Origin of the sequence: Paenibacillus helianthi (genome assembly GCF_001909055.1) — a bacterium.
In the GTDB taxonomy this organism is placed as follows: domain Bacteria; phylum Bacillota; class Bacilli; order Paenibacillales; family Paenibacillaceae; genus Paenibacillus_AQ; species Paenibacillus_AQ helianthi.
This window is the reverse complement of sequence record NZ_LVWI01000114.1, coordinates 62,639-83,335: the sequence shown is the minus strand read 5'-3', so window position 1 is coordinate 83,335 and position 20,697 is coordinate 62,639. Positions and strand designations below refer to the sequence as shown.

Sequence of the window (20,697 nt, the reverse complement as noted above, 5' to 3'; positions counted from 1 at the left end):
AGTTTGGTCTATAGTTACTTTTTGGTACCTATATTACTTAAAAGTACGTACTACCCTTAATCGCTATAATAATTCATAATAACACTTACCGGCCGGTGATTACCATAGTAGGAGTGAATATCATGTCCCTGGATCGAAAAAGAAGTACGCTCGCACTGCTGGCTCTAGCCATTAGTGCATTCGCAATTGGAACAACCGAGTTTATCAGTGTCGGGCTGCTGCCCCTCATCGCTGATGACCTGCATATATCCGTGACGACAGCCGGATTAACCGTAACACTGTACGCGCTGGGCGTTACCTTCGGTGCGCCGGTGCTGACCTCACTGACCACAGCCGTCTCCCGCAAAACCCTGCTGCTGGCGCTGATGCTGCTCTTCATTGCCGGCAACAGTTTGGCGGCCACTGCAGGCGGTATTACCGTCCTGCTGGTAGCCCGGGTCATATCCGCGCTGTCGCACGGCCTGTTCATGTCCATCGCCTCTACGATCGCTGCCGATCTGGTGACCGAGGACCGCAGGGCAAGCGCCATCTCCATCATGTTCACCGGGCTTACGGTAGCGACCGTAACCGGAGTGCCGCTGGGCACATTCCTCGGGCAGCAGCTCGGCTGGCGGGCCGCCTTTATCGCCATTGCCGCAGTTGGCATTGTCGCGCTGATCGCCAACCTGATTCTTATTCCTTCCGGACTGCGCAGGGGCACGCGAACCCCGCTGCGGGACCAGGTGAAGCTGGTGACGAACGGACGGCTGCTGCTGGCTTTTGCCATCACAGCTCTTGGTTACGGCGGCACCTTCGTCGTCTTCACCTATCTATCCCCTCTGCTGCATGAGATCAGCGGCTTTCAGGAACAGACGGTTGCCGTCATTCTCCTTGTCTACGGTATAGCCATTGCCATCGGCAATATCATAGGAGGGAAAGCGGCCAACCGCAAGCCGATGAACGCTTTGTTCTATATGTTTGCCTTTCAGGCAGTGGTTCTGCTGGTGCTTACCTTTACTGCTCCTTTTAAGGCTGCTGCCCTCATCACTATTTTCTTCATGGGACTGCTCGCCTTCATGAATGTGCCCGGGCTGCAGGTCTTTGTGGTGATGCTGGCCGACCGGTATGCCCCAAGCGCCCGGGATGTTGCTTCTGCCGTTAATATTGCCGCCTTCAATGCTGGCATCGCCATTGGGGCCTATCTTGGAGGCCTCGTCACAGATCATATCGGACTGATTCATACCGCATGGGTCGGGTCCCTCATGGTATTCGGCGCAGTCATTCTTACCGCTTGGAGCCGTGCTCTGGAGAGCAGGGATGAGCATAAGCTTCTGAACAAGGCAGCATGATTGCCTAAGTACCTGACTGCCACTGCCACTGCCACTGCCACTCACCTTAATTCGGCTTACAGCCAATCAGCTCACCGTAGAGTAGAAAGATCATCCGTACTCATACTATATCCATTCAGGAGGTTTTTTCATTATGGCACAGCATTTACAGGATACGATCCGCTTGCACAGCGGAGTGAATATGCCCTGGCTCGGGCTGGGAGTTTTTCAAGTGGAGGAAGGGGCAGAACTGGTTCAGGCAGTGAAATCAGCCATTGCCCACGGCTATCGGAGCGTGGATACCGCTGCCGTCTATCAGAATGAGCGGGGCGTGGGTCAGGCTATCGCGGAGGCTCTGGCTGAGAATAAGCTGGTCCGCGAAGACCTGTTCATCACTTCCAAGGTGTGGAACGCCGATCTCGGGTATGAGGCCACGCTTGCCGCCTATGAGGCCAGTCTGGAGAAGCTGGGGCTGGATTACCTCGATCTGTATTTGATTCATTGGCCGGTGAAGGACAAATACAAGGAGGCCTGGAGAGCGCTCGAAACCTTATACAAGACAGGACGGGTCAAAGCTATAGGGGTCAGCAACTTCCAGATTCATCATCTGGAGGATATTCTCAAGGATGCGGAGATTAAGCCGATGGTCAACCAGGTGGAACTGCATCCCTACTTGTCCCAGCAGGCGCTGCGCCGCTTCTGCAAGGAGCAGGGCATCCAGATTGAAGCCTGGTCACCCCTGATGCAGGGGCAATTGCTGGATCAGCCTGTACTCGCGGAGATCGCCGCGGCTCACGGCAAGTCTGTAGCCCAGGTGATTCTGCGCTGGGATCTGCAGCACGGCATTGTTACCATTCCGAAATCTACCAAGGCGCACCGGATAACCGAGAATGCTTCCGTGTTCGATTTCGAATTGAGCACTGGAGACATGGACCGGATCGACCAGCTTAACCAGGATCAACGGGTGGGTCCCGATCCAGACCATTTCGACTTTTAATTCGGGACCCGTCCGATTCACCAAGCCCTCCTTTCTCACCTGAAAGGAGGGCTTGGTGCGGTTTCCGGCCATGGTGCTTGGCGGCATCCCCAGAACCTCAAGAAGGGAATTACGCATTGCCAACGATAGAGATTAAGATCGGGAGCACGAGAAAGGACGCCAGTGTGGTCCAGAGAATGCAGCGCGATACCAGCGCAGGCGAGCTGCCGAAGCGTTCGGCCAGCACCACGGAGTTGACCGCAACCGGCATGGAGGCGAGAATGAGCAGCACAGCGAACAGCGTTCCCGAAATGTTCAACAGGTACAGCAGCAGCGCGGCGGTCAGCGGGGCCAGCAGCAGACGGACCGACAACCCTGTCCAGAACGCCAGCCGTACATTGCGTACAACATCCGCAGTTTGTACCCGGACCATCTGGGCCCCCAGTATGGCCAGCACCACCGGGGAATACGCTCCGGCTACCATCGACACCCCCGAAGCAATCTCATGCGGCATATGCAGACCGAGTGCCCGCAGCAGCAGAGCCAGCATCGCCGCGTAGATCGCCGGCAGGGAGAATACCGAACGGACGGCACTGCCGATAGAAAACTGTGATCTTGCCGCAAAATACACCCCAATCGTGTTCACAATCACCATCTGGGCAATGACATAGACCGAAGCCTTGTCGAGCCCCAGCTGACCAAAGGCCAGCAGCACCAGCGGCAGGCCATAATTGACACTGTTCGTGAAGGTGGAGATCAGGGTCAGGCCGGCTGCCTCCGGCGCAGCCAGCTTCAGGACTCTGCCAATCAGACGGGCCAGCGCCCACAGCACCAGCAGATTTAGCAGCGAGAAGGCAAGCGTTTTGTATACATCATCGAAAGAAATCTTGGCTGTAGCGAGCGTATCCAGAATAATTGCGGGACTCAGGAAATACAGATACAGCATTAACAGCGGCTTGGTATCCAGGTTCTTGAACCGTCCAAGCAGCGCACCCGATACGACCGGGATGGATAACGGGACAATCACCTCGACCAGAGTGGACAACACCTGTTGAATCAATTGCGAGGACTCCTCTGCTAAAAAAGTTACTCTTACTATACCCCTCCCCGGCGGATGCCGTCTAAGACATGGAAGCAATATGCTTAATAGTAAAAGCCTATGAACGTCTTAACTTCCCAAAGGATACTATTGTGGTATGATTAACATAAATCGTGATCACCACAGGAGGTTGACTGAAATGGACTTCACCGAGCCGGTCATTCTGACCAAAGGAACCCCCGGCGAGCCTTGTCCCATCGCCAAAACGCTGGATGTCATCGGAACCAAATGGACATTCCTGATTATTCGCGATCTGCTGATTGGCGGCACCATGCGCTTCAGTGATCTGCTGCGTTCTCTGGAAGGAATCAGCCCGAAGACATTAGCGCTGCGGCTGCGTGAGCTGGAGAACCACGGCATTCTTATGCGCACCGTATATCCCGAGGTGCCCCCTCGCGTAGAATATACCCTGACGAAGAAGGGCGAACAGCTGGAAGGCATTTTTATTGAGCTGAAAAGATACGGTCTTGCCCTCTAAGCAGACGTTTTCCCAAAAAAAGTTTACCCCCGGCAGCTCAGCATCAGCACAATACTATCTTTACGGTAACTGTATGTACAGAATGTAACTACTTCCCTAAAGGAAGTATAAGGAATATACTCTCCTCACAAGGCAGTTTCAATTTAGAGGAGGAACCATTATGTTAACAGGACAGAAAATAGTTATTATCGGAGGCAGCTCAGGAATCGGTCTGGCAACCGCAAAGCTTGCTGCTGCAGAAGGTGCGGAGGTGGTTCTGGCCAGCCGCTCCGCAGAGAAGCTGGAGCAGGCCAAAGCAGCACTTGGACCTGACGCAAAAGCAATTACGTATACGCTGGATGTTACGGACGAGGAACAGGTACGGTCCTTATTCGCAGAGCTGGGGACCTTTGACCATCTGGTGGTCACCGCAGCCGAAACCAAAGGGGGCCCGTTCCTCACTACAGCCACCAGTGCTTCACGCCAGCTGATGGACAATAAGTTCTGGGGCCAATACTATGCCGCCAAATACGGTGCGCCGAACCTGAACCCCCATGGCTCCATTACTCTGTTCTCCGGCGTCGTTGCCTTCAAAGCCATGGCCGGGTCCTCCGTGCTCGGCGCAGTGAATGCAGCCGTAGCCAATCTGGGGCAGACCCTTGCGCTGGAGCTGGCCCCGCTGCGGGTGAACACCGTCTCGCCGGGCATCATCGATACCCCTTCCCGCGCAGGCATGGCGGAAGAGGCCCGCAGTGCTTTTTACAGCAGCATCGCAGCCAAGCTGCCTGTGCAGCGCGTAGGCACAGCCTCGGATGTTGCCGAAGGCGTGCTCTATCTGATACGTAACGGCTTCGTTACAGGCACAGTGCTTCATGTGGAAGGCGGCCACACCCTAATCTAAGCCGGGCTCCCCTGGCCAAACCCAAAAAATCCCTGCCCCCTAATCATACGGGAGGCAGGGATTTTAACTTTCAGGAGCTTCAGCTTACAGCATTTTGATCTCCAGCAGTTCATATTTGATGATGCCCATTGGTGCGTTCACGCTGATGATGTCGCCTACTTTTTTGCCGAGCAGTTCTTTGCCCAGAGGGCTTTCGTACGAAATCTTGTTGTCCAGCACATCGGCTTCAGCCGGACCGACCACTCTATATTCGATCTTTTCGGAGTATTCCACATCATTCAGAATGACGATGCAGCCTACGCTGACTGTGCTCAGATCCATATTGCTGGAGTCTACAATCTGCGCTTTGATCAGCATTTTCTCCAGAATCATGATGCGGGTCTCCATGAAGGATTGATCTTCTTTGGCAGAGTGGTACTCACTGTTCTCCTTGAGATCCCCGTAGCTTATGGCCAGCTTAAGCCGGGCTGCGAGCTCCTTGCGCCCTGCTCCCTTGAGCTCCTTGAGCTCTTCCTCCAGCTTGGCCAGACCTTCTTTCGTCAAAAACACTTCTTCATTCGACATGTATACAACTCCTATTTTTACTCGCTTTACTGTATTCTACCCCATAATCGGCCAACATGCGAAAAGAAAGCACTTCCGCAGAAAATTGCCAATATCCATCCTAGTATAAATAACCAAAATTGATTTACAATAATGATATTAAATCTCATACACAGTCAGGAGCACAAGAAGTCCATGTTTATGCATTCCCCCAAATTCCATCGCTTTACAAGCTGTCTGGCCGCTGCACTGATTCTGCTGTCGGCATCAAACCCGACTACAACGGCGGCAGCGAAGTCAATTGTCCCTTCCATGGCCTCTCCAAGCTATGATGTTGTTGTCATTGGAAGCGAAATTCAAGGCGCACTGCTCGCTAGGGAAGCCGTCAAGGCCGGCCTGAAAGTGCTGATGCTTGATCCCCGCAGCAAACCGGGCGGTGAACTAATTCAAGGGCAAATGTTTTTTCTCGATGATGTGAACGACAACAAGCACAGAAGTCTCGTGCAAGGTGAGATCAAAAGTCTCTTCAATGGCTACAAGGCAGGAACCATTCTGAAGGCAGCCGATTTCCAAAAGTACTATAACAAGATTATGCAAGGTATTCCGCTGAAGAGCGGGGTTGTTCTGGACCATATTGACACGAAGGCGGCGGGCAGCGAAAAGACGCTGAGTTCCCTAACCTATCACGTTAAGAACGAAGCTCCGATTACGATCAGGTCCCGATACTGGGTAGAAAATACCGATTTCAATGCCTTGAGCGGACGTCTGAAGGAAGCCCGGATTCCGGGAATGGAGTCCATTGACCACGGTAAGAAGCCTGATTACATGGCCGCTACATATATGCTCAATTTCAAAAATGTGAATTGGAACCAGCTGCATGAGTCCATTCTCGAGAACTATCCGCTGACGAATGTGCGCAACAAATATGGACCCAATACCTACGTGGATTTACACTTCGCCACCGGATTCAGCAAGATCACCAAAAGATACTCCACCAAGGACAAGCAGCTTAGGTTGCGCGGGCTAAATGCCGCCTATCAAAAAAATGGCCAGGTGATCATCAATGCCCTGCTGATTTACGATGTAAATCCTTCCGACCCTAAGTCTGTGGCAGCAGCGGTACAGAAGGGCAAAGCCGAAGCCCCTTCTATTCTAAACTTCCTGCGCTTAAATATCCCCGGGTTCGCTAACGCTGAACTGAACGGGTTCCCGGAGTACCTCTACATCCGTGACTATAACCGCTATGAGACCAAATACGTGCTGGGTTACACGGACTTAATGTCCAGCCGGATGTTCTGGGATGATGTGAGCATTGGCGGGTACCCCGTCGATTTGCAGGGGACCCGGAAGATTCCCACTGGAATCGGCTTTGGCAAGCCGGACCGTTACGGGTTGCCGCTGCGATCCTTTGAACTGAAATCCTATGACAATGTGCTTGTAGCCGGGAAAAATGTCGGTGCGAGCATCAAAGCCTACGGCAGCGCAAGGATCATGCCTACCACTGCACTGGCAGCCCAGACCATCGGCATCATTCTGGGACGGGAGCGCAGCAAACGGCTGACTGACCTGAACGCAGCAGATTTCCAGAGAATCCGTTCTTATCTGAAAAAGGATTATCAGATCAGCTTGCAGTAGACTGCTCTCCATCTATTCAGGTATAACTAAACCGCCCCAGCAGGTCTGTCAAGAACCTGCTGGGGCGGTTTGCTGTTGGATAAGTCAGCCTTTAGTCTCCTGCCGGCACACAGCACTTAGCTATTCGCCTCCTGCTTGACGGAAGCTACCTTCAGTACAGCAGCCTTCGGTTTGGCTGTTCCGGTTCGGAGCAGAAAGGTCAAGGGAATTGCAAGAATCCCGATCACGGTTGCGATGAGGAATACATCCCGTACACCCAGCGTCATACCCTGGGCCTTGATGAAGCCGGCCGCAGCTGAGGTTCCGCCGCTAAGCTCCTTCTGGTGCGTCAAGGCCCGCGAAGCCAGCAGCGAGCTGAAGATCGCGATGGACAGCGCCCCGGTGGCTTGCCGTACCCAGTTGGTAACAGAAGAAGCATGACCGGTGATCTGTTTCGGCACGGAAGACATTCCGGCGTTCGTAACCGGCATGAAGGCCAGAGCAATCCCGACATTGCGCACCGCCATCAGCCAAGCCAGCCGAACATGGGTAGTGGCGAGTGTGATATGGCTGAGCTCCCAGGTTGAGGCGACCAGCAGCAGGATGCCGCCAAGAATCAGCCAGAACGGCCCGGTCTTGCTGTAGAGCTTGCCGACAACCGGTGACATGACAGCCATGGCAATGGAACCCGGCAGCAGGACCAGTGCTGTTGCGAGCGGAGTAGACTGCTGAATGTCCTGCAGAAAGACGGGAATCAAGAACGTCCCGGAATACAGGGCAACGGTAATGATACAGTTGATCATCAGGCTGTAAGTGAACCGGTTTTGCCGGAATACCTTAAGATTCAGCAGCGGTTCTGTCAAAGCGAGCTCTCTGCGGATGAAATAAGTTAGCGCTATAGCTCCGATAATCAGCAGGGTCAGAGTCTTCCAGGAGGTCCAGCCCCAGGCATTTCCTTTATTAAAAGCCAGAATAATGAACGCACTGCTAAGAATAACCGTTACAAAACCCGGCAGATCAAAGGTCTTCCTTTCACCAGCGGTTCGCTGAAACGGCAAGCACTTGAGTGCAACCACAATCGCAATAATCCCTATCGGCACATTGATCATAAATAGCGATTCCCAGCCAAAATATCCGGTCAGCCATCCCCCTAGTGTCGGGCCAAAGGCAGGTGCCAGCATAGAGGACAAGCTCCACAGGCTCATTGCGAACGCCTGCTTTTCCTTTTCGATAAATTGATAGATCATGGTCATTGTAGTAGGAATAATCAGCCCGCCGAACACCCCCTGCAGAATACGGAAGGTCACGAGTGAGTGAATGTTCCAGGCCATCATGCACAGTCCGGAGAATAGGGTAAATCCCGATAAAGCGAACACATACAGATATTTGTAACTCCATTTATCACCGAAATAGCCCACCACCGGCGCGATCACACCCGTAGCGAGCAGATAACCTGTAATCATCCACTGCACGGTCCCAATCTCCGCATGAAAGTCCTTCATAAATACCGGAAACGCTACGTTAATGGTGGTAGTACTCAGGATCGCCATGAAATTCCCGAAAAAAATAGCTAAAATAATCAACCAAAAGGATGAATTACGAACAGTTTGAGTCTTCAATAGGTTCTCTCCTCCGTGAAGCACAATACACTAAAGTCTGGCTTCCCCGCCATATAGGTGTATGATACAATTAAATAGTTATATGTGTATTATACAACTACATTCATGAAAGTCAATATGACTTATTTCATTCCTTTTTCATAAATAGGTGCGGCTTTTGCTTGTGGTCCGGTATGTTCACTATAATAATGGAGAAAAGTAATCCGTAAAGGAAGGAAGCTATCGTATGGATGAAAAAAACCTGGAGTCCCTTAACAATGAGCTGATGACACTCATCCGCCGTTCCTCTCTAGACAAGAAGCATGGGGGGCTGGACCGCTCGACATATACGCTGCTCTACCATTTGGCCCACCACAAGAAGGTAGGGGTAAAGGCACTGGCCGAAGAGTTCGGACTCGACACCTCCACGATCAGCAGACAGACCAGTGTACTCGAAAGCAAAGGCTATGCCGTGCGGGTACCCGACCCGATGGACGGAAGATCGAGCTATTTTGAGATCACCCCACTTGGCACACGCAAGCTGGAGGAAGCGCGGAACATCCGTCTGGAGCGGTATGGGGAGATCTTTGAAGACTGGTCTTCGGAGGACTGCCATACCTTCAGCGGACTGCTGGCCAGACTGAATCAAAAATTGGCGCAGCGCAGTTCCGGGGCTAAAGGATTGACGGAAGAGGCCGAAGCTGGTAGATTGAATTAATCATACAATATAAGTCGGAATTAAAACGCAGAAATATACCATATTGCCGAAGGGGCTGGTCCGCTTGAACTTTATTTTCTTTTCGCCTCATTTCCCGAGGAATAGCGCCGATTTCTGCAGCCACCTTCAGCAGCAGGGAGCCACGGTGCTTGGGATCGGTGATGCCGAGTATGATCAGCTGGAGGACAAGCTGAAGTCGGCCATGACCGAGTATTACAAGGTAAGCAGTCTGGAAAATTATGACGAGATTCTACGGGCTGTGGGTTATTTCACTCACCGGTACGGCAAAATCGACCGCTTCGAATCCCTGAATGAATATTGGCTGGAGCAGGATGCCGCGATCCGCACGGATTTTAACATTTACGGCACTAAGACTGATTTTGTCTACAACCTGAAACAGAAATCCAAAATGAAAGAGTTTTTCCGCAAAAGCGGGGTAAGCACCGTGCAGTTCTCCACCGGAACCACCCGCGACAGTGTGGATGACTTCATCCGCGGCACCGGCTTTCCGCTTGTGGTGAAGCCGGACCTGGGCTCCGGGGCCAGCATGACCTATAAGATCAATAACGAGGCGGAGCTGCAGCAGTTTTTTGACACGAAGCCGGATGATGTCGCTTTTATTATTGAAGAGTTCATTGACGGCGTGATTCTGACCTATGACGGGCTGGTGGATATCGACGGCAACGTGCGGTTCGCAGTCAGCCACCTGTTCGAGAACAGCGTGATGGATGTCGTCAATACGGACAATCACCTCTACTATTTCTGTCTGAAGGAGATTAGTCCCGAGGTTGAGCTTGCGGGAAAAAACATCCTCCAGGCCTTTGATATCAGAGAGCGCTTCTTCCATATCGAGTTGTTCAAGTCGAACAAGGATGGCCGGATCATTGCCCTTGAAGTGAATATGCGGCCTCCAGGAGCATGGATGACTGATGCGATTAACTTTTCATATGATGTGGATGTGTATGAAGAATGGGCGCGCATGATTGTTCACAATGAGGTAGGCGGACCGTTTGAAGGCAAGTATTATACCGGCTATGCCAGCCGTAAGCGGCATAAGCCTTACGTTCACAGCCATGAGGACATTTACCGTGCCTTTGGGGACAAGATTGTCCATTATGCGGAGATTGAAGAAGTGTTCAGCCGTGCCATGGGGAACAGCGCCTATCAATTCCGTTCTGCGGATCTGGGGGAAGTCAGAGACATCGTGGGCTATATTCAACAAGTTGAAGAGGGATAGGATGTGTTGATGCATGAGGATAAGCTACCATAAAGAATACAGCAGGCACCTTCACAGAGATATGGAATACAAAGTGTACGGCCATGCGGGGAAACCGATGCTGGTCTTCCCGACTTCACTGGGTCGGTTCTATCAATATGAGGATTCCGGCATGATTCAGACCCTTTCGCAGTTCATTGATGCGGGTAAGCTGCAGATCTGGGCCTGCGACACCCTTGATGAGGAAACCTTCTTCTCGGGCGGCTGGAATCATGAGGACAAGGTGCAGCGCCATGAGCAGTACGACAAATACATCATGCAGGAGCTGATCCCCCGAATCCTCGAGTCCAGCAAGGCAAGCAACGGCGGCAGCGACCAAAAGATCCTCGTCTCCGGCTGCTCCATGGGCGCGTACTACAGTGCCAGCTTCTTTTTCCGGCATCCTCACGTTTTCGATACATTAATCGCCCTCAGCGGCGTCTACTCCACCCATTACTTCTTTGGTGATTATATGAGCGGGACCGTCTACCTGAACTCGCCGCTGCATTACCTGCCGGGCCTGACCGATGAACATTACCTGAGCGCTTACCGGGCCAGCCGGATCATCCTCTGTGTCGGACAAGGCGCCTATGAAGACGAGATGCTTCATGAGACGCGCCTGCTCCAGGATCTGCTCCAGCACAAAGGTATTGCGGCACAGATTGATTATTGGGGGCATGATGCTGATCATGACTGGCCTTGGTGGAACAAACAAATTCACTATTATGTAGGCGGGTGTCTGTAAGGCAAACGCGTATGACAAATAGACCGTCCCCTCCGAAAGGGGTGCGGTCTGTTGGTTCGTGATCTACCCGGCGGAGCTTATTGTCCACTCCGGCTTAAGCTGGCAGGTGCTCTTTGCAGAACAAGACCAAGGCTGCTTCCTCGTCCTCTTCCATATCAAAATCAAGAATCCGGCCGGTTGTGGTCTCCAGCAGATCGTAGCTGACGATGCTGAGCTGTTCTTCCTCCACCTTCACGATGGCCCGTGCGGATAAGCCATTCTCTTCGTACAGCTCATCATCCTCCGGCACTTCCAGATTAATAACGAACTCGTACCGCTTGCCGCTTAAAATATTAAATGGATCTCTTACGTTCTCCACGGTGTAGCTTGTAAATGTCAACATTTCACATTCCTCTTTTCATCATTCATCTGGCTATTGTATCATACAATCCATGGCAGAGGCTCCCTCAGTTGCCCGCTGCAGACCAAATTACCAGGAAAATGCCGGATTATCGCGGATCTTCCGGATTGTACGCTAGTATTATAACAAGTACAGATCAAATCCATCTATTGATTTTTGTAAAAGTCTGTAAGAATCAGGGGTTAATGCTAGACAGCCACATCGGCTTACCGGTGTCCTCATAAGCTTCGGGCATTGCCGCGTCTTTTATACCTGACGTATGGATGGGCGGGCCCACAAAACATAAATGTCAGCGGGTTAATCCCAAAAAAGGCGGTGCCCCGTATGTGAACACGGGGCACCGCCCTTTTGTAACGCTATACTACGGGCGCTGCATTAACGGCATCTCTGCCGTTGTTCCGTCCCGTCAGCTGCCTGGGTTACCCGGCGGCCACGCCGCTCTCAGCAGCGGCGCCCTTGGCTTTCTTGATCTGCTTACTGCGCAGCTGACCGCAGGCGGCGTCGATATCGACGCCGTGTTCCAGCCGGGTGCTTACGCTGACGCCCTGCTTTTTGAGCGTATCAAAGAAAGCCCGCACGGATTCACGCTCGCTCCGCTGGTATTGGCTATGCTCATCTACAGGATTGTACGGAATCAGGTTCACGTTAGCCATCTGGCGGCGGTCTCCGATCAGCTCGGCCAGCTCCAGGGCATGCTCCTGCTGGTCATTGATATCCTTAAGCAGAATATACTCCAGTGTAATTCTCCGGTTCGTCTTCTCCAGATAGTAATCAATAGCGGGCATTAACTTCTCTATAGGAATGGCCCGGTTGATCTTCATAATCCGTGTCCGCAGCTCATTATTCGGCGCATGTAAAGAAATAGCCAGGTTGACCTGCATATTGGCATCGGCGAATTCTCTGATTTTGTCAGCCAGACCGCTTGTAGACACCGTGATGCCCTTGCCGGCAATCGCCAGTCCCTTATGACTCTTGATAATAGTCAGGAAATTGAGCAGGTTCGTAAAATTATCAAACGGCTCGCCGATCCCCATCACTACCACATGGCTGACCCTTTGATCCAGACCTGCGCGGTCCAGATGATGCTGCACCTTCATAATCTGCTCCACAATCTCTCCGCTGGACAGATCGCGGCTCTTCGCCAGCAATCCGCTTGCGCAAAAACTGCAGCCGATGTTGCAGCCCACCTGAGTTGTCACACAGACGGACAAACCGTACTTCTGCCGCATTAGCACCGTTTCGATCAGGTTGCCGTCCTTCAGGCGGAACAGAAACTTAATTGTGCCATCCGCCGACTCCTGCTTCACATGCTCGTCCATCGTTTGAAAGACAAAATGCTCTGACAGGAGCTGCACTGTCTCGCTGTTCACCTCGGTCATTTCCGCGAAATCCGTAACCCGCTGGCGGTACAGAGAGTCCCATATCCGGGACGCGCGGGATTTCTTATGACCATGCTCCACGAGCCATGACGACATTTGTTCCAAAGTTAATCCATAAATGGATTGTTTATTCATTATTTATCCTCTTTTCAAAACATTAAAGTTCAATTCATTCTACCTTGCAGGGCTCCGTCTAACAACATGCACTTATTGTCTCAAATTTTTTTTATTAAAACAAGAAGATTCCAGTGCTTCCCCGGCTTCCGCGAAGACGGACAGCCCTCTGAAAGACATACAAGCGTACCCGAAAGGATCGGATACGCTTGTATTGGATTGGCATAAGCATCCGCCCATTATTTGAAAATGGCGAACTTCAGCTGTTTTTTCTTAAGATATTCTATAATGGCAGGCAGCGCTTTGACTGTTATTGCTTTTTCATGCAGCAGATAGATGCCCCCGGAGGGGTCCGTATGATAAAAATATTGGATGATTTGCTCCGAGGTCTGTGCTTTCCAGTCTTCAGGATCACGGTTCCAGAGCAGTACTTTCAAGTTCTGTTTGACGGCTTCTGCAGCCAGAGAACCGTTGATAGCCCCATAAGGCGGACGAAATACGGTCACCGGCCTCCCCATATTCTGCTCCAGCACCTGAACGGAACGCAACAGGTTGTTATGGTTCTCCCCGCTGCTGTTCTTCGTCATGTCGCTGTGATCCCAGGAATGACTGCCCACCGGCATTCCGTGTGCATTGGCATATTGGACCGCTTCCGGGTGCTGCTGGGCATTCTGGCCAATGAACAGAAAATTCGCCGCAATTCCGTACGCCATAAGAATATCGACGATTTCCTTAGTGTACTTGGATGGGCCATCATCAAAGGATAAAGCTACATAACCCTTCGGCAGACTATACTCATAACGGCTTCCGTCCAGCTCCATCTCTTCAACTGTCGGGTTCTGCACCTCTGGCTCCGCACTCTGCACCGGCGCCGGTTCCTGTTCTTTTTCCGGCACAGCTTCAGCTTGAGCGCTCTGAAAGGATGCCGTATGAACCTCAGGGACATAGGGCACAGGGACACTGCTGTCCACCGGCGACGTGAAGTCTTCATGCGCTTCAGCACTATTGAGCAGAGTGTCATCCATCCGCAGAAAAAATAATACGAATAACAAACTGAACAAAATGCAACGCATTACGATAGGCCGGGTAACCCGGAAGGCGCTTGCACGTCGCTTGGGCTGTGGTTGTTCAGGCTCGGGCACAGGAACCACTGCTTGAACCGTATTCGCCTCATCGGACGGCATGGTTTGCTGTTTCAACTCAAGGATCTGTGAGACGAAATCTTCTGAGCAGGCAAAATACAGAGTCTCGGAGCAGGTTCTGTTCATCTTGGTGAGAGAGCTGAAATATTTGCGGCGAAAGGGGTCCCACTTGGGGTAAATCGACAGCCGTACTCTGTGTTCCTGATAAGAGCCCAGTATGCTATTCACTTGCAGATATGTATATTCATCGATGAGGAGAACTTTTCGGGTGAATCCGCCGCTATGGGTTAGACCTACCTCCATCTGATAGCTGTCCTGCTTAGGCTCAAGCGACAGCAACTCTATCATCAGTGCGGAATCTTGTTCTATAAGAGGCATAATAATTATGTAGTCCCGTTATCTGTGCGGTCTGCCGGGGGAGTACTTCCTCCAAAAGGAGCCGTCATACGCGTGGTGAAATCGTTAATCATGCTGGAGAGGTAGGCTTTCTCCTGCCGGACCGTTTCGTATTTCTGTTTCATATGGGCGTTCTCTGTTTCAAGGCGTCCGATTTTTTCCTCAAGCTCGTTCATCTTCTTCAGCTTCTCCGAAATGGCATCATTATGCTTCTGAACGAGATTCATATACTTTTGCCGCTCCAGCTCGATGGTGCTCTTGAGCTCGTCCATTTCTGAAGACAGGGTGGTGTGCAATTCACGGTGGTCCTCCATGACCTGATCCACCTTCAGGTTGCGCTCCACCAGCTTATGCTCCAGCTCCAGGATGCTTCTTTCCCGTTCCTCAATCGCCTTGTTCAGATTCTTCAGGTCCTTGTTCAAACGCTCCACATGTCCGCTGGTATGCGTCAACCGGTCCTGGAGCTCATGATTGGTTGTATCCGCATGCGTTCTGGCCTGGATCATTTGCTCTACTGCAAAAATCAAATCAAGTGACTTCTTGTCCAGCTGCGCTTTGCCTATGGAAATGAGGCTGGACAGACTCTCGTTCGTTTCGTAAGTTTCCGTTGCCTCAGGCGGGTCTTCCGCCAATTGAACCTTTTGAACCACGCCGGGCCTGGGCTGCTTGTCCGCCATGTCTTTTTTCTTGAAAAAAGGAGTCGCCATCTATGCTATCACCTCATTATATATGTCAAAATATGTCGAGCCTATACGCATTTATTATAGTTGATTTTACCTGTATGTAAGTGAGCCTTAGTATCTAAGTTTCGCAAATGTATCCAAAGGCCTAATTTCCCTTGGGCGGAAGTATTAACCAACAACTTAGGAATAATTGCCCATGCTATAGGCACTTTTTTGTACAGAATCTGGATACTTTAAACTTCAGGTAAATGCCGAGGATAGATAAATGGGCAACAAAAAAGCGCAATCCCGGGGACCGCGCTTCAGCTATACTTGATTTATTTGTACAGCACTTTCTCCACATTGTATTTAGCTCTAAGCTTATTCACAATGTACGTTTCGTAAATCTCTCTGTCGACGGCTTCATCAACGATGCAAACTTCAATCTTGGTCACTTCATCACGGTGCGGCTTCATCACGGAAACATTATCTTCGAAATGCTTTTTGATCCGCGGTCTCAGCTTTCTGGCTTTACCCACGAACAGCAGCTCATCCTTGTCGTTGTAGAACATGAAGATGCCGCCTTGTTCCCGGGTAATCAGGTGGAAATCTGTAAATCCATAAATATGGCTCAGTACGGGATTCGCCTGCTTCGTAATGGTGACATCCGGCGTTGGAATCGTAATGCTGATCATTGTAGCTCACTTCCCTCTTGGATATAGACATAAATAGTAACATAGTTCCAGAACCCTGACTATACAGAAGCAGCGCCGGATTATACAAAGGGGAGCCCTGCATGCAGATCGGGACCGGGATGTATGAGCCTACTGCTTATAAAGATTTGGCCTGACGGCTCTGAATGGCTTGGATCGTCTCCCGGATTCCTTCCTCGAATGAAGTCGTCGGAATCGGGCCGACCAGACGCTCATACTTCCGTCCGCTTAAACGGAGCGGTTCCTTCGTCAGATAGAGCATCTCTACAATCTCTTTCATGACCGGTACAAACAGGCCAAGCAGCGATAAACCAAAGGCCCCCAACGGGATGACCGGTTTGGACTTGCCGCTTGCCATCCGGGCGATGCGGACAATTTCCCGGCCGGAGATGGTACCTGCACCAGGAATGTTCCAGTTCTGCCCATAGGCCTCTTCCCGGAGGGCCAACTCCACGATCATCACCGCTGCATCGGGCAGATATACATATTCACGAGGAACCGTCATATTCCCGACGAACATTCCCGGTTTACCGGCAGCAATCGCATCAAGCGTTGAACCCAGATACGAAGCCTCATTGGCAGTAGGGCCATAATAATCAGGCAGCCGTACAATCATGCCTTGGGTATGGCTCCAGCGCGCGCTGAAGAACATCCGCTCGAACTCCAGCTTTGTTTTGCCTTTTTGGGTATGCGGGTTCTTGGGGAATTCCTCCGTGATCGGCTGCTCATCCTTTCTCCGTCCATAAGGATAAATTCCGTCTACTGCAACGACCCGGGCACCGAGTCTGTCCGCCGCCTCCATCACGGCCTCACCCATTGGAAGCAGTCTGGTGCTCATTTCGTTATAAGGCACCGACGCGCTGTGAAAAATAATATCCGCTCCCTGCGCAGCCTTGAATACATCCTCCGGTTTGAACACATCTCCTGTTCTCAGACTAAGACCAGCCGGGTGGCCCAGTTTTGCCGCGAACTGCTCCAGCTTCGGCAATGACCGTCCAAAAGCAACCGTTTCGATCCCTTTCCTCAACAGTTCGGCGATGATTACCGTTCCTGTTCCTCCCGTTGCACCCAATACGATAGCCTTCGTTGTTTTGTTCATCATTAGTTATTCCTCCAATTTGTTTTTGTTATTTGTTATTGATTAATCACTACCTAATGAGCATGGACAACTAAGGGCAGAGCCCTTAGTCCCGGGGCTGGTTGATTCCCCCGTCTATTCCAGATGCTTCGGTTTCAGATTAGGCATCTCCAGCGCCATTGCAATATGACACAGCATACCATTCGCCATAAATGTACTGACTTCTACCTCGGGATGAGCGATCCCCGCTGCAGTAAACTTGCTTTCCATCAGGCTTGTCACCCTGTGCATTCCTGTCTGCATAGACCGGCGGATGGCTTCATCACGAATTCCGAGCGCCTGCACCTGCAGAATGATTTCACTTGGATGGGTCTCCATCATCTGCTCATATACCCGGATCGATTCCCGAAGCAATTCTTCCCCCGAAGCCTTCACCTCTGTAAACGTGCGGATCGTCCGATCAAATGCCCGGTCCAGCGCCGCTACAAACAGCTCCTCCTTGTTCTTGAACAGCTTGAAAATGTACGGCTGGGAGATCCCCACCTTCTCTGCCACCTGTGCAGTAGTAGCCTTGAAATAGCCATGCTCTGCGAATACAACCACAGCCGCCTCCAGAATTTGCTCCCTCCGGTTGACTGAAGTCGCTTCATCCTTCGTCCGTGCGCCTCCCGATAGCTTTGTCATGCTGGCCTCCTGTTGTTCTGCGGATATGTGTTCTGATGCGATGTTGGTTTTTGATGATTAATCTAGGTTATTGGTCAATCACTATCTTGATTTGAAGTATACAAGGACTTTCCCCACAAATCAAGCCTATATTTAAAATTTTTCGAATCCATTTTCCATGCAGAGCCTAGAAGCCTTTGTATTATAAAAAAACAGCTGCCCCGCCTTTATTAGACGGGATCAGCTGTTTTATGAAACCCTTCGTTACAGCACTGCTGTCCTTAATTCCGGCTCCGCAGCTTGGACAGCAGTCTGAGAATCTCCACATAGAGCCATACCAGTGTGACCATAAGGCCGAATGCTCCGTACCATTCCATGTATTTGGGAGCGCCCTGCTGTGCGCCGTTCTCAATAAAGTCAAAGTCCAGCACCAGATTGAGCGCAGCCACAATAACGATAATGACCGAAATGCCGATTCCGATCAGGCTGTTGCTGTGCAAATATGGAACCGTTACACCGAACATTCCCAGCACAAAGCTCAGCAGATAGACGATAGCAATTCCGGCTGTGGCAGCAAATATGCCGAGCTTGAATTTTTCCGTCGCTCTAATGATTCTTGTCTTGTAGGCAAGCAGCAAAGCGACAAATATACTCAGCGTCAATAAGGCTGCCTGCAGAGTAATTCCATAGTACAGGCCTTCGTATGTTGCTGAAATAGCACCCAGAAACAAGCCTTCAGCCAGCGCATAGACAGGCACCAGATACGGTGCAGCAGTCGGCTTGAAGCTGATAATCAAGGCAAGCACGAACCCGATCAGTGCACCGCCGACGGCATAAGGGCCTACATTTTGTCCATTGAAATACATCGACCAGGCACTGAACGCCCCTGCCAGCAGAATGGTCAGTGTGATAAAGGTTTTGTTGACCGTTCCGTTAATGCTCATGCGTTCCTGCCCGGAGTACCGCTCTGCACGCTCAAACGTTTTTTCATTTAGTGTGGGATTTCCGCTGCGTCCGATCAAGAGATCATCTCATTTCATCACTTATTTGTGTCCATAATAGCATATTCACCGCATGAAAACATTCGTCTCGCCTTCCCCTTAATTCTGAGGAGGGTGAAAGGGACAAGCCGGCTTAGGTTCAGGAGCAGCCTCAGCGTTTGAACTGATCTTAGAGTCTGGACTCCTCTGTGAGCCTTCTTCCAGCCAATGGGCGTATGCCGCTTGCTGATAGATCAGCCTCGGGCTGAGGTTCAGCTCCTTCAGGGTGTTATCGTTCCAAACCGGTGTAGACGATGGTGACATTGGAGGGATCAGCCAGCCCCACTTGCCTGAGACCTGGCGTCCCTGCTGCTTCTCCTGCTCCTGGAAGCGGGCGAACTGATCGGCGGCAGTATGATGATCTACAATGCTGACCCCCGCCTGCTTGAAGGAATGCAGCACCGCGCGGTTCAATTCCAGCAGCGCCCGGTCTTTCCAGAGAGAGGTGTTGGTCGAGCGGTCCAGACCGAGCAAATCCGCTACAGCCGGCAGCCGGTTATAGCGGCTTGTATCCCCAAGATTACGTGAACCAATCTCTGTCTCCATGTACCAGCCGTTAAAAGGCGCAGCGGTATAGGAAATTCCGCCGATTTCGAGCAGCATATCCGACACGACCGGTACAGAATACCAGCGCAAGCCAAGCTCCGGGAACCGTTCGATCTCGGGATGGGTCAGCGGGACCTCCTGCACCAGCTCCGGCGGAATGGCGAACCAGCGCGGTTCTTCTTCACCAATGCTGACGACGAGCGGAAGCACATCGAAGTCTCCGCCATTCCCCTGCCAGCCCAGCCTCCGGCAGACGGCAGTGAACACATCCGATGCCGGATCGCCGGCACGGGCAAGGCCCCCTTGTCCAGGGTATCCGGCATAACGGATCAGCTGGTGATTCCAGATCCGGACCGCCTTCTCCGGATTCCCGCCGCTGCGGAATACCGTAATCATAGGCCGGATGCGGCCGCCATTGTTCGCCTGCTGCACATGCTGCAGCAGTGCCGCCGCCACCTCCTCGGCAGTCTCCGCCTGCCGGGCATCGTTCACCTCAAGGGTGTGCCAGAACAGGCGTCCGATGCAGCGGCTGTTGTGGCGCCAGGCCATTTTTGCACCATGGGCAAGCTCTTCCTCTGTATGGTTGTAGGTACCGGATTGCTCGATTTCCTTATGTATGGCCTGAATACGTTCCGCGATGAGCTGCTCCGGCTTCTCCAGCTCTGTATAGCATAGCCGGATGAAAGATTCTGCCTGTCCGGTCAGCTTCCCGTACGACTTCTCTTGTTCCCTATTATCCATCCTGCCTACTCCCACTCCTCTCCCGTAGGATTTCGCCTTCGGAAAATTGAATGATTTCATCATAGTAACTCCTGGAGGAATATGCAAGAATGGCTGCAAGCGGCTGATTTCAGACGAAAATCGATTATAGCCTTCCTGTTCACCCGATCTCTGATAAGATATAGCTGATCTCCAAATGCTGTTCCTTGGATTGTAAAGCCAAACCTGAAGGAGTGACGGGGCATGAGTAAATTCGGAATGATTGCCAAATTCACCGCCAAACCAGGTGAACGTGATGCCCTTGCGGCGATTCTTCTGGAAGCTGCAGCTGCAATGGAGCAAGTTCATGAATGTGAGCTGTACATCGTTAACCTCTCGGAGAGTGAGCCTGACACCCTCTGGGTTACTGAGGTATGGAGCCATGCGGAAGCCCATGCGGCTTCATTGCAGGAGGAGTCCACCCGGGAGGCCATCCAGCGGGCTAAGCCGCTGATTGCAGGTGTTGAACCTACCCGGCTGATTCCCCTTGGGGGCAAGGGACTTGAGTCCCTTAATCCCGACGCCTAAGAGATGTTTTGAACAAAAAAAGCAATAATGGCAGCCGCATGAAGCACTGCACTATTGCTTTTTT

At 51.6% G+C, this 20,697-nt stretch carries 21 protein-coding genes; 9 read left to right on the top strand and 12 right to left on the bottom strand.

The annotated features are described in order from the left end of the window. The first annotated feature begins 122 nt into the window (after positions 1–122). Positions 123–1,328, top strand: coding sequence for an MFS transporter (locus tag A3844_RS31250; protein WP_074100135.1), 1,206 nt, complete (start codon positions 123–125; stop codon positions 1,326–1,328). A gap of 133 nt (positions 1,329–1,461) precedes the next feature. Then, positions 1,462–2,304 carry an aldo/keto reductase gene (locus tag A3844_RS31245; RefSeq protein WP_074088397.1) on the top strand — a complete coding sequence of 281 codons (843 nt, stop codon included), beginning with the start codon at positions 1,462–1,464 and terminating at the stop codon, positions 2,302–2,304. A 109-nt stretch (positions 2,305–2,413) separates the two neighbouring features. Here A3844_RS31245 and A3844_RS31240 read toward each other — a convergent pair whose 3' ends face one another. Beyond that, positions 2,414–3,343: an AEC family transporter gene (locus A3844_RS31240; RefSeq protein ID WP_074100133.1), complete on the bottom strand. Its 930-nt coding sequence runs from the start codon at positions 3,341–3,343 to the stop codon at positions 2,414–2,416. Between the two features lie 178 nt (positions 3,344–3,521). On the opposite strand from A3844_RS31240, the gene A3844_RS31235 reads away from it, so the two are divergent. Both A3844_RS31235 and A3844_RS31230 read left to right on the top strand, forming a co-directional pair. Beyond that, positions 3,522–3,860 carry a winged helix-turn-helix transcriptional regulator gene (locus A3844_RS31235; RefSeq protein WP_074088395.1) on the top strand — a complete coding sequence of 113 codons (339 nt, stop codon included), beginning with the start codon at positions 3,522–3,524 and terminating at the stop codon, positions 3,858–3,860. A 160-nt stretch (positions 3,861–4,020) separates the two neighbouring features. After that, positions 4,021–4,740, top strand: a complete 720-nt coding sequence (locus tag A3844_RS31230; RefSeq protein ID WP_074109549.1) for an SDR family oxidoreductase — start codon at positions 4,021–4,023, stop codon at positions 4,738–4,740. An 84-nt stretch (positions 4,741–4,824) separates the two neighbouring features. On the opposite strand, the gene greA is transcribed toward A3844_RS31230, so the two are convergent. Continuing rightward, positions 4,825–5,304, bottom strand: coding sequence for a transcription elongation factor GreA (gene greA / locus A3844_RS31225; protein ID WP_074088393.1), 480 nt, complete (start codon positions 5,302–5,304; stop codon positions 4,825–4,827). Between the two features lie 174 nt (positions 5,305–5,478). Between greA and A3844_RS31220 the strand changes: the two genes are divergently transcribed. Beyond that, positions 5,479–6,918, top strand: coding sequence for an FAD-dependent oxidoreductase (locus A3844_RS31220; protein WP_074109548.1), 1,440 nt, complete (start codon positions 5,479–5,481; stop codon positions 6,916–6,918). A 116-nt stretch (positions 6,919–7,034) separates the two neighbouring features. Here the strand turns inward: A3844_RS31220 and A3844_RS31215 are convergent, their stop codons facing one another. After that, positions 7,035–8,516 (bottom strand): MDR family MFS transporter, encoded by a 1,482-nt coding sequence (locus A3844_RS31215; protein ID WP_074109547.1) that lies wholly within the window; start codon positions 8,514–8,516, stop codon positions 7,035–7,037. Positions 8,517–8,742: 226 nt separating this feature from the next. On the opposite strand from A3844_RS31215, the gene A3844_RS31210 reads away from it, so the two are divergent. The 3 genes from A3844_RS31210 to A3844_RS31200 all read left to right on the top strand — a co-directional run bounded on the left by A3844_RS31210 (position 8,743) and on the right by A3844_RS31200 (position 11,213). Next, entirely contained in the window at positions 8,743–9,213 is a 471-nt protein-coding gene (locus A3844_RS31210) for a MarR family winged helix-turn-helix transcriptional regulator (RefSeq protein ID WP_074100130.1), read from the top strand. Positions 9,214–9,277: 64 nt separating this feature from the next. Next, positions 9,278–10,450: an ATP-grasp domain-containing protein gene (locus A3844_RS31205; RefSeq protein WP_074109546.1), complete on the top strand. Its 1,173-nt coding sequence runs from the start codon at positions 9,278–9,280 to the stop codon at positions 10,448–10,450. Between the two features lie 13 nt (positions 10,451–10,463). Continuing rightward, positions 10,464–11,213 (top strand): esterase family protein, encoded by a 750-nt coding sequence (locus A3844_RS31200; RefSeq protein WP_074109545.1) that lies wholly within the window; start codon positions 10,464–10,466, stop codon positions 11,211–11,213. A 94-nt stretch (positions 11,214–11,307) separates the two neighbouring features. Here the strand turns inward: A3844_RS31200 and A3844_RS31195 are convergent, their stop codons facing one another. From A3844_RS31195 to A3844_RS31155, 9 genes are all read right to left on the bottom strand, one after another. After that, the gene (locus A3844_RS31195; RefSeq protein ID WP_074088387.1) at positions 11,308–11,595 is read right to left on the bottom strand and encodes a DUF6509 family protein; all 288 of its coding nucleotides are present in this window, start codon (positions 11,593–11,595) and stop codon (positions 11,308–11,310) included. Between the two features lie 437 nt (positions 11,596–12,032). Continuing rightward, the gene (gene rlmN, locus A3844_RS31190) at positions 12,033–13,127 is read right to left on the bottom strand and encodes a dual-specificity RNA methyltransferase RlmN (RefSeq protein ID WP_074109544.1); all 1,095 of its coding nucleotides are present in this window, start codon (positions 13,125–13,127) and stop codon (positions 12,033–12,035) included. A gap of 218 nt (positions 13,128–13,345) precedes the next feature. After that, complete coding sequence (locus A3844_RS31185) at positions 13,346–14,596, bottom strand: polysaccharide deacetylase family protein (protein WP_074109543.1); 1,251 nt, start codon at positions 14,594–14,596, stop codon at positions 13,346–13,348. Positions 14,597–14,631: 35 nt separating this feature from the next. Beyond that, positions 14,632–15,351: a hypothetical protein gene (locus A3844_RS31180; protein ID WP_074109542.1), complete on the bottom strand. Its 720-nt coding sequence runs from the start codon at positions 15,349–15,351 to the stop codon at positions 14,632–14,634. Between the two features lie 293 nt (positions 15,352–15,644). Beyond that, entirely contained in the window at positions 15,645–16,001 is a 357-nt protein-coding gene (locus A3844_RS31175; RefSeq protein WP_074088383.1) for a nucleotide excision repair endonuclease, read from the bottom strand. A gap of 136 nt (positions 16,002–16,137) precedes the next feature. Continuing rightward, entirely contained in the window at positions 16,138–17,121 is a 984-nt protein-coding gene (locus tag A3844_RS31170) for an NAD-dependent epimerase/dehydratase family protein (protein WP_074109541.1), read from the bottom strand. Positions 17,122–17,232: 111 nt separating this feature from the next. Next, positions 17,233–17,781, bottom strand: coding sequence for a TetR/AcrR family transcriptional regulator (locus tag A3844_RS31165; protein ID WP_074109540.1), 549 nt, complete (start codon positions 17,779–17,781; stop codon positions 17,233–17,235). A 260-nt stretch (positions 17,782–18,041) separates the two neighbouring features. Continuing rightward, positions 18,042–18,782: a Bax inhibitor-1/YccA family protein gene (locus tag A3844_RS31160; RefSeq protein ID WP_074088380.1), complete on the bottom strand. Its 741-nt coding sequence runs from the start codon at positions 18,780–18,782 to the stop codon at positions 18,042–18,044. A 78-nt stretch (positions 18,783–18,860) separates the two neighbouring features. Continuing rightward, positions 18,861–20,087: a nitric oxide synthase oxygenase gene (locus A3844_RS31155; RefSeq protein ID WP_074109581.1), complete on the bottom strand. Its 1,227-nt coding sequence runs from the start codon at positions 20,085–20,087 to the stop codon at positions 18,861–18,863. A gap of 222 nt (positions 20,088–20,309) precedes the next feature. Here A3844_RS31155 and A3844_RS31150 point away from each other — a divergent pair, with 222 nt between their 5' ends. After that, a complete protein-coding gene (locus A3844_RS31150) occupies positions 20,310–20,633 on the top strand; it encodes a putative quinol monooxygenase (RefSeq protein WP_074100123.1) in 324 nt (107 codons plus the stop codon). Positions 20,634–20,697 lie beyond the last annotated feature (64 nt).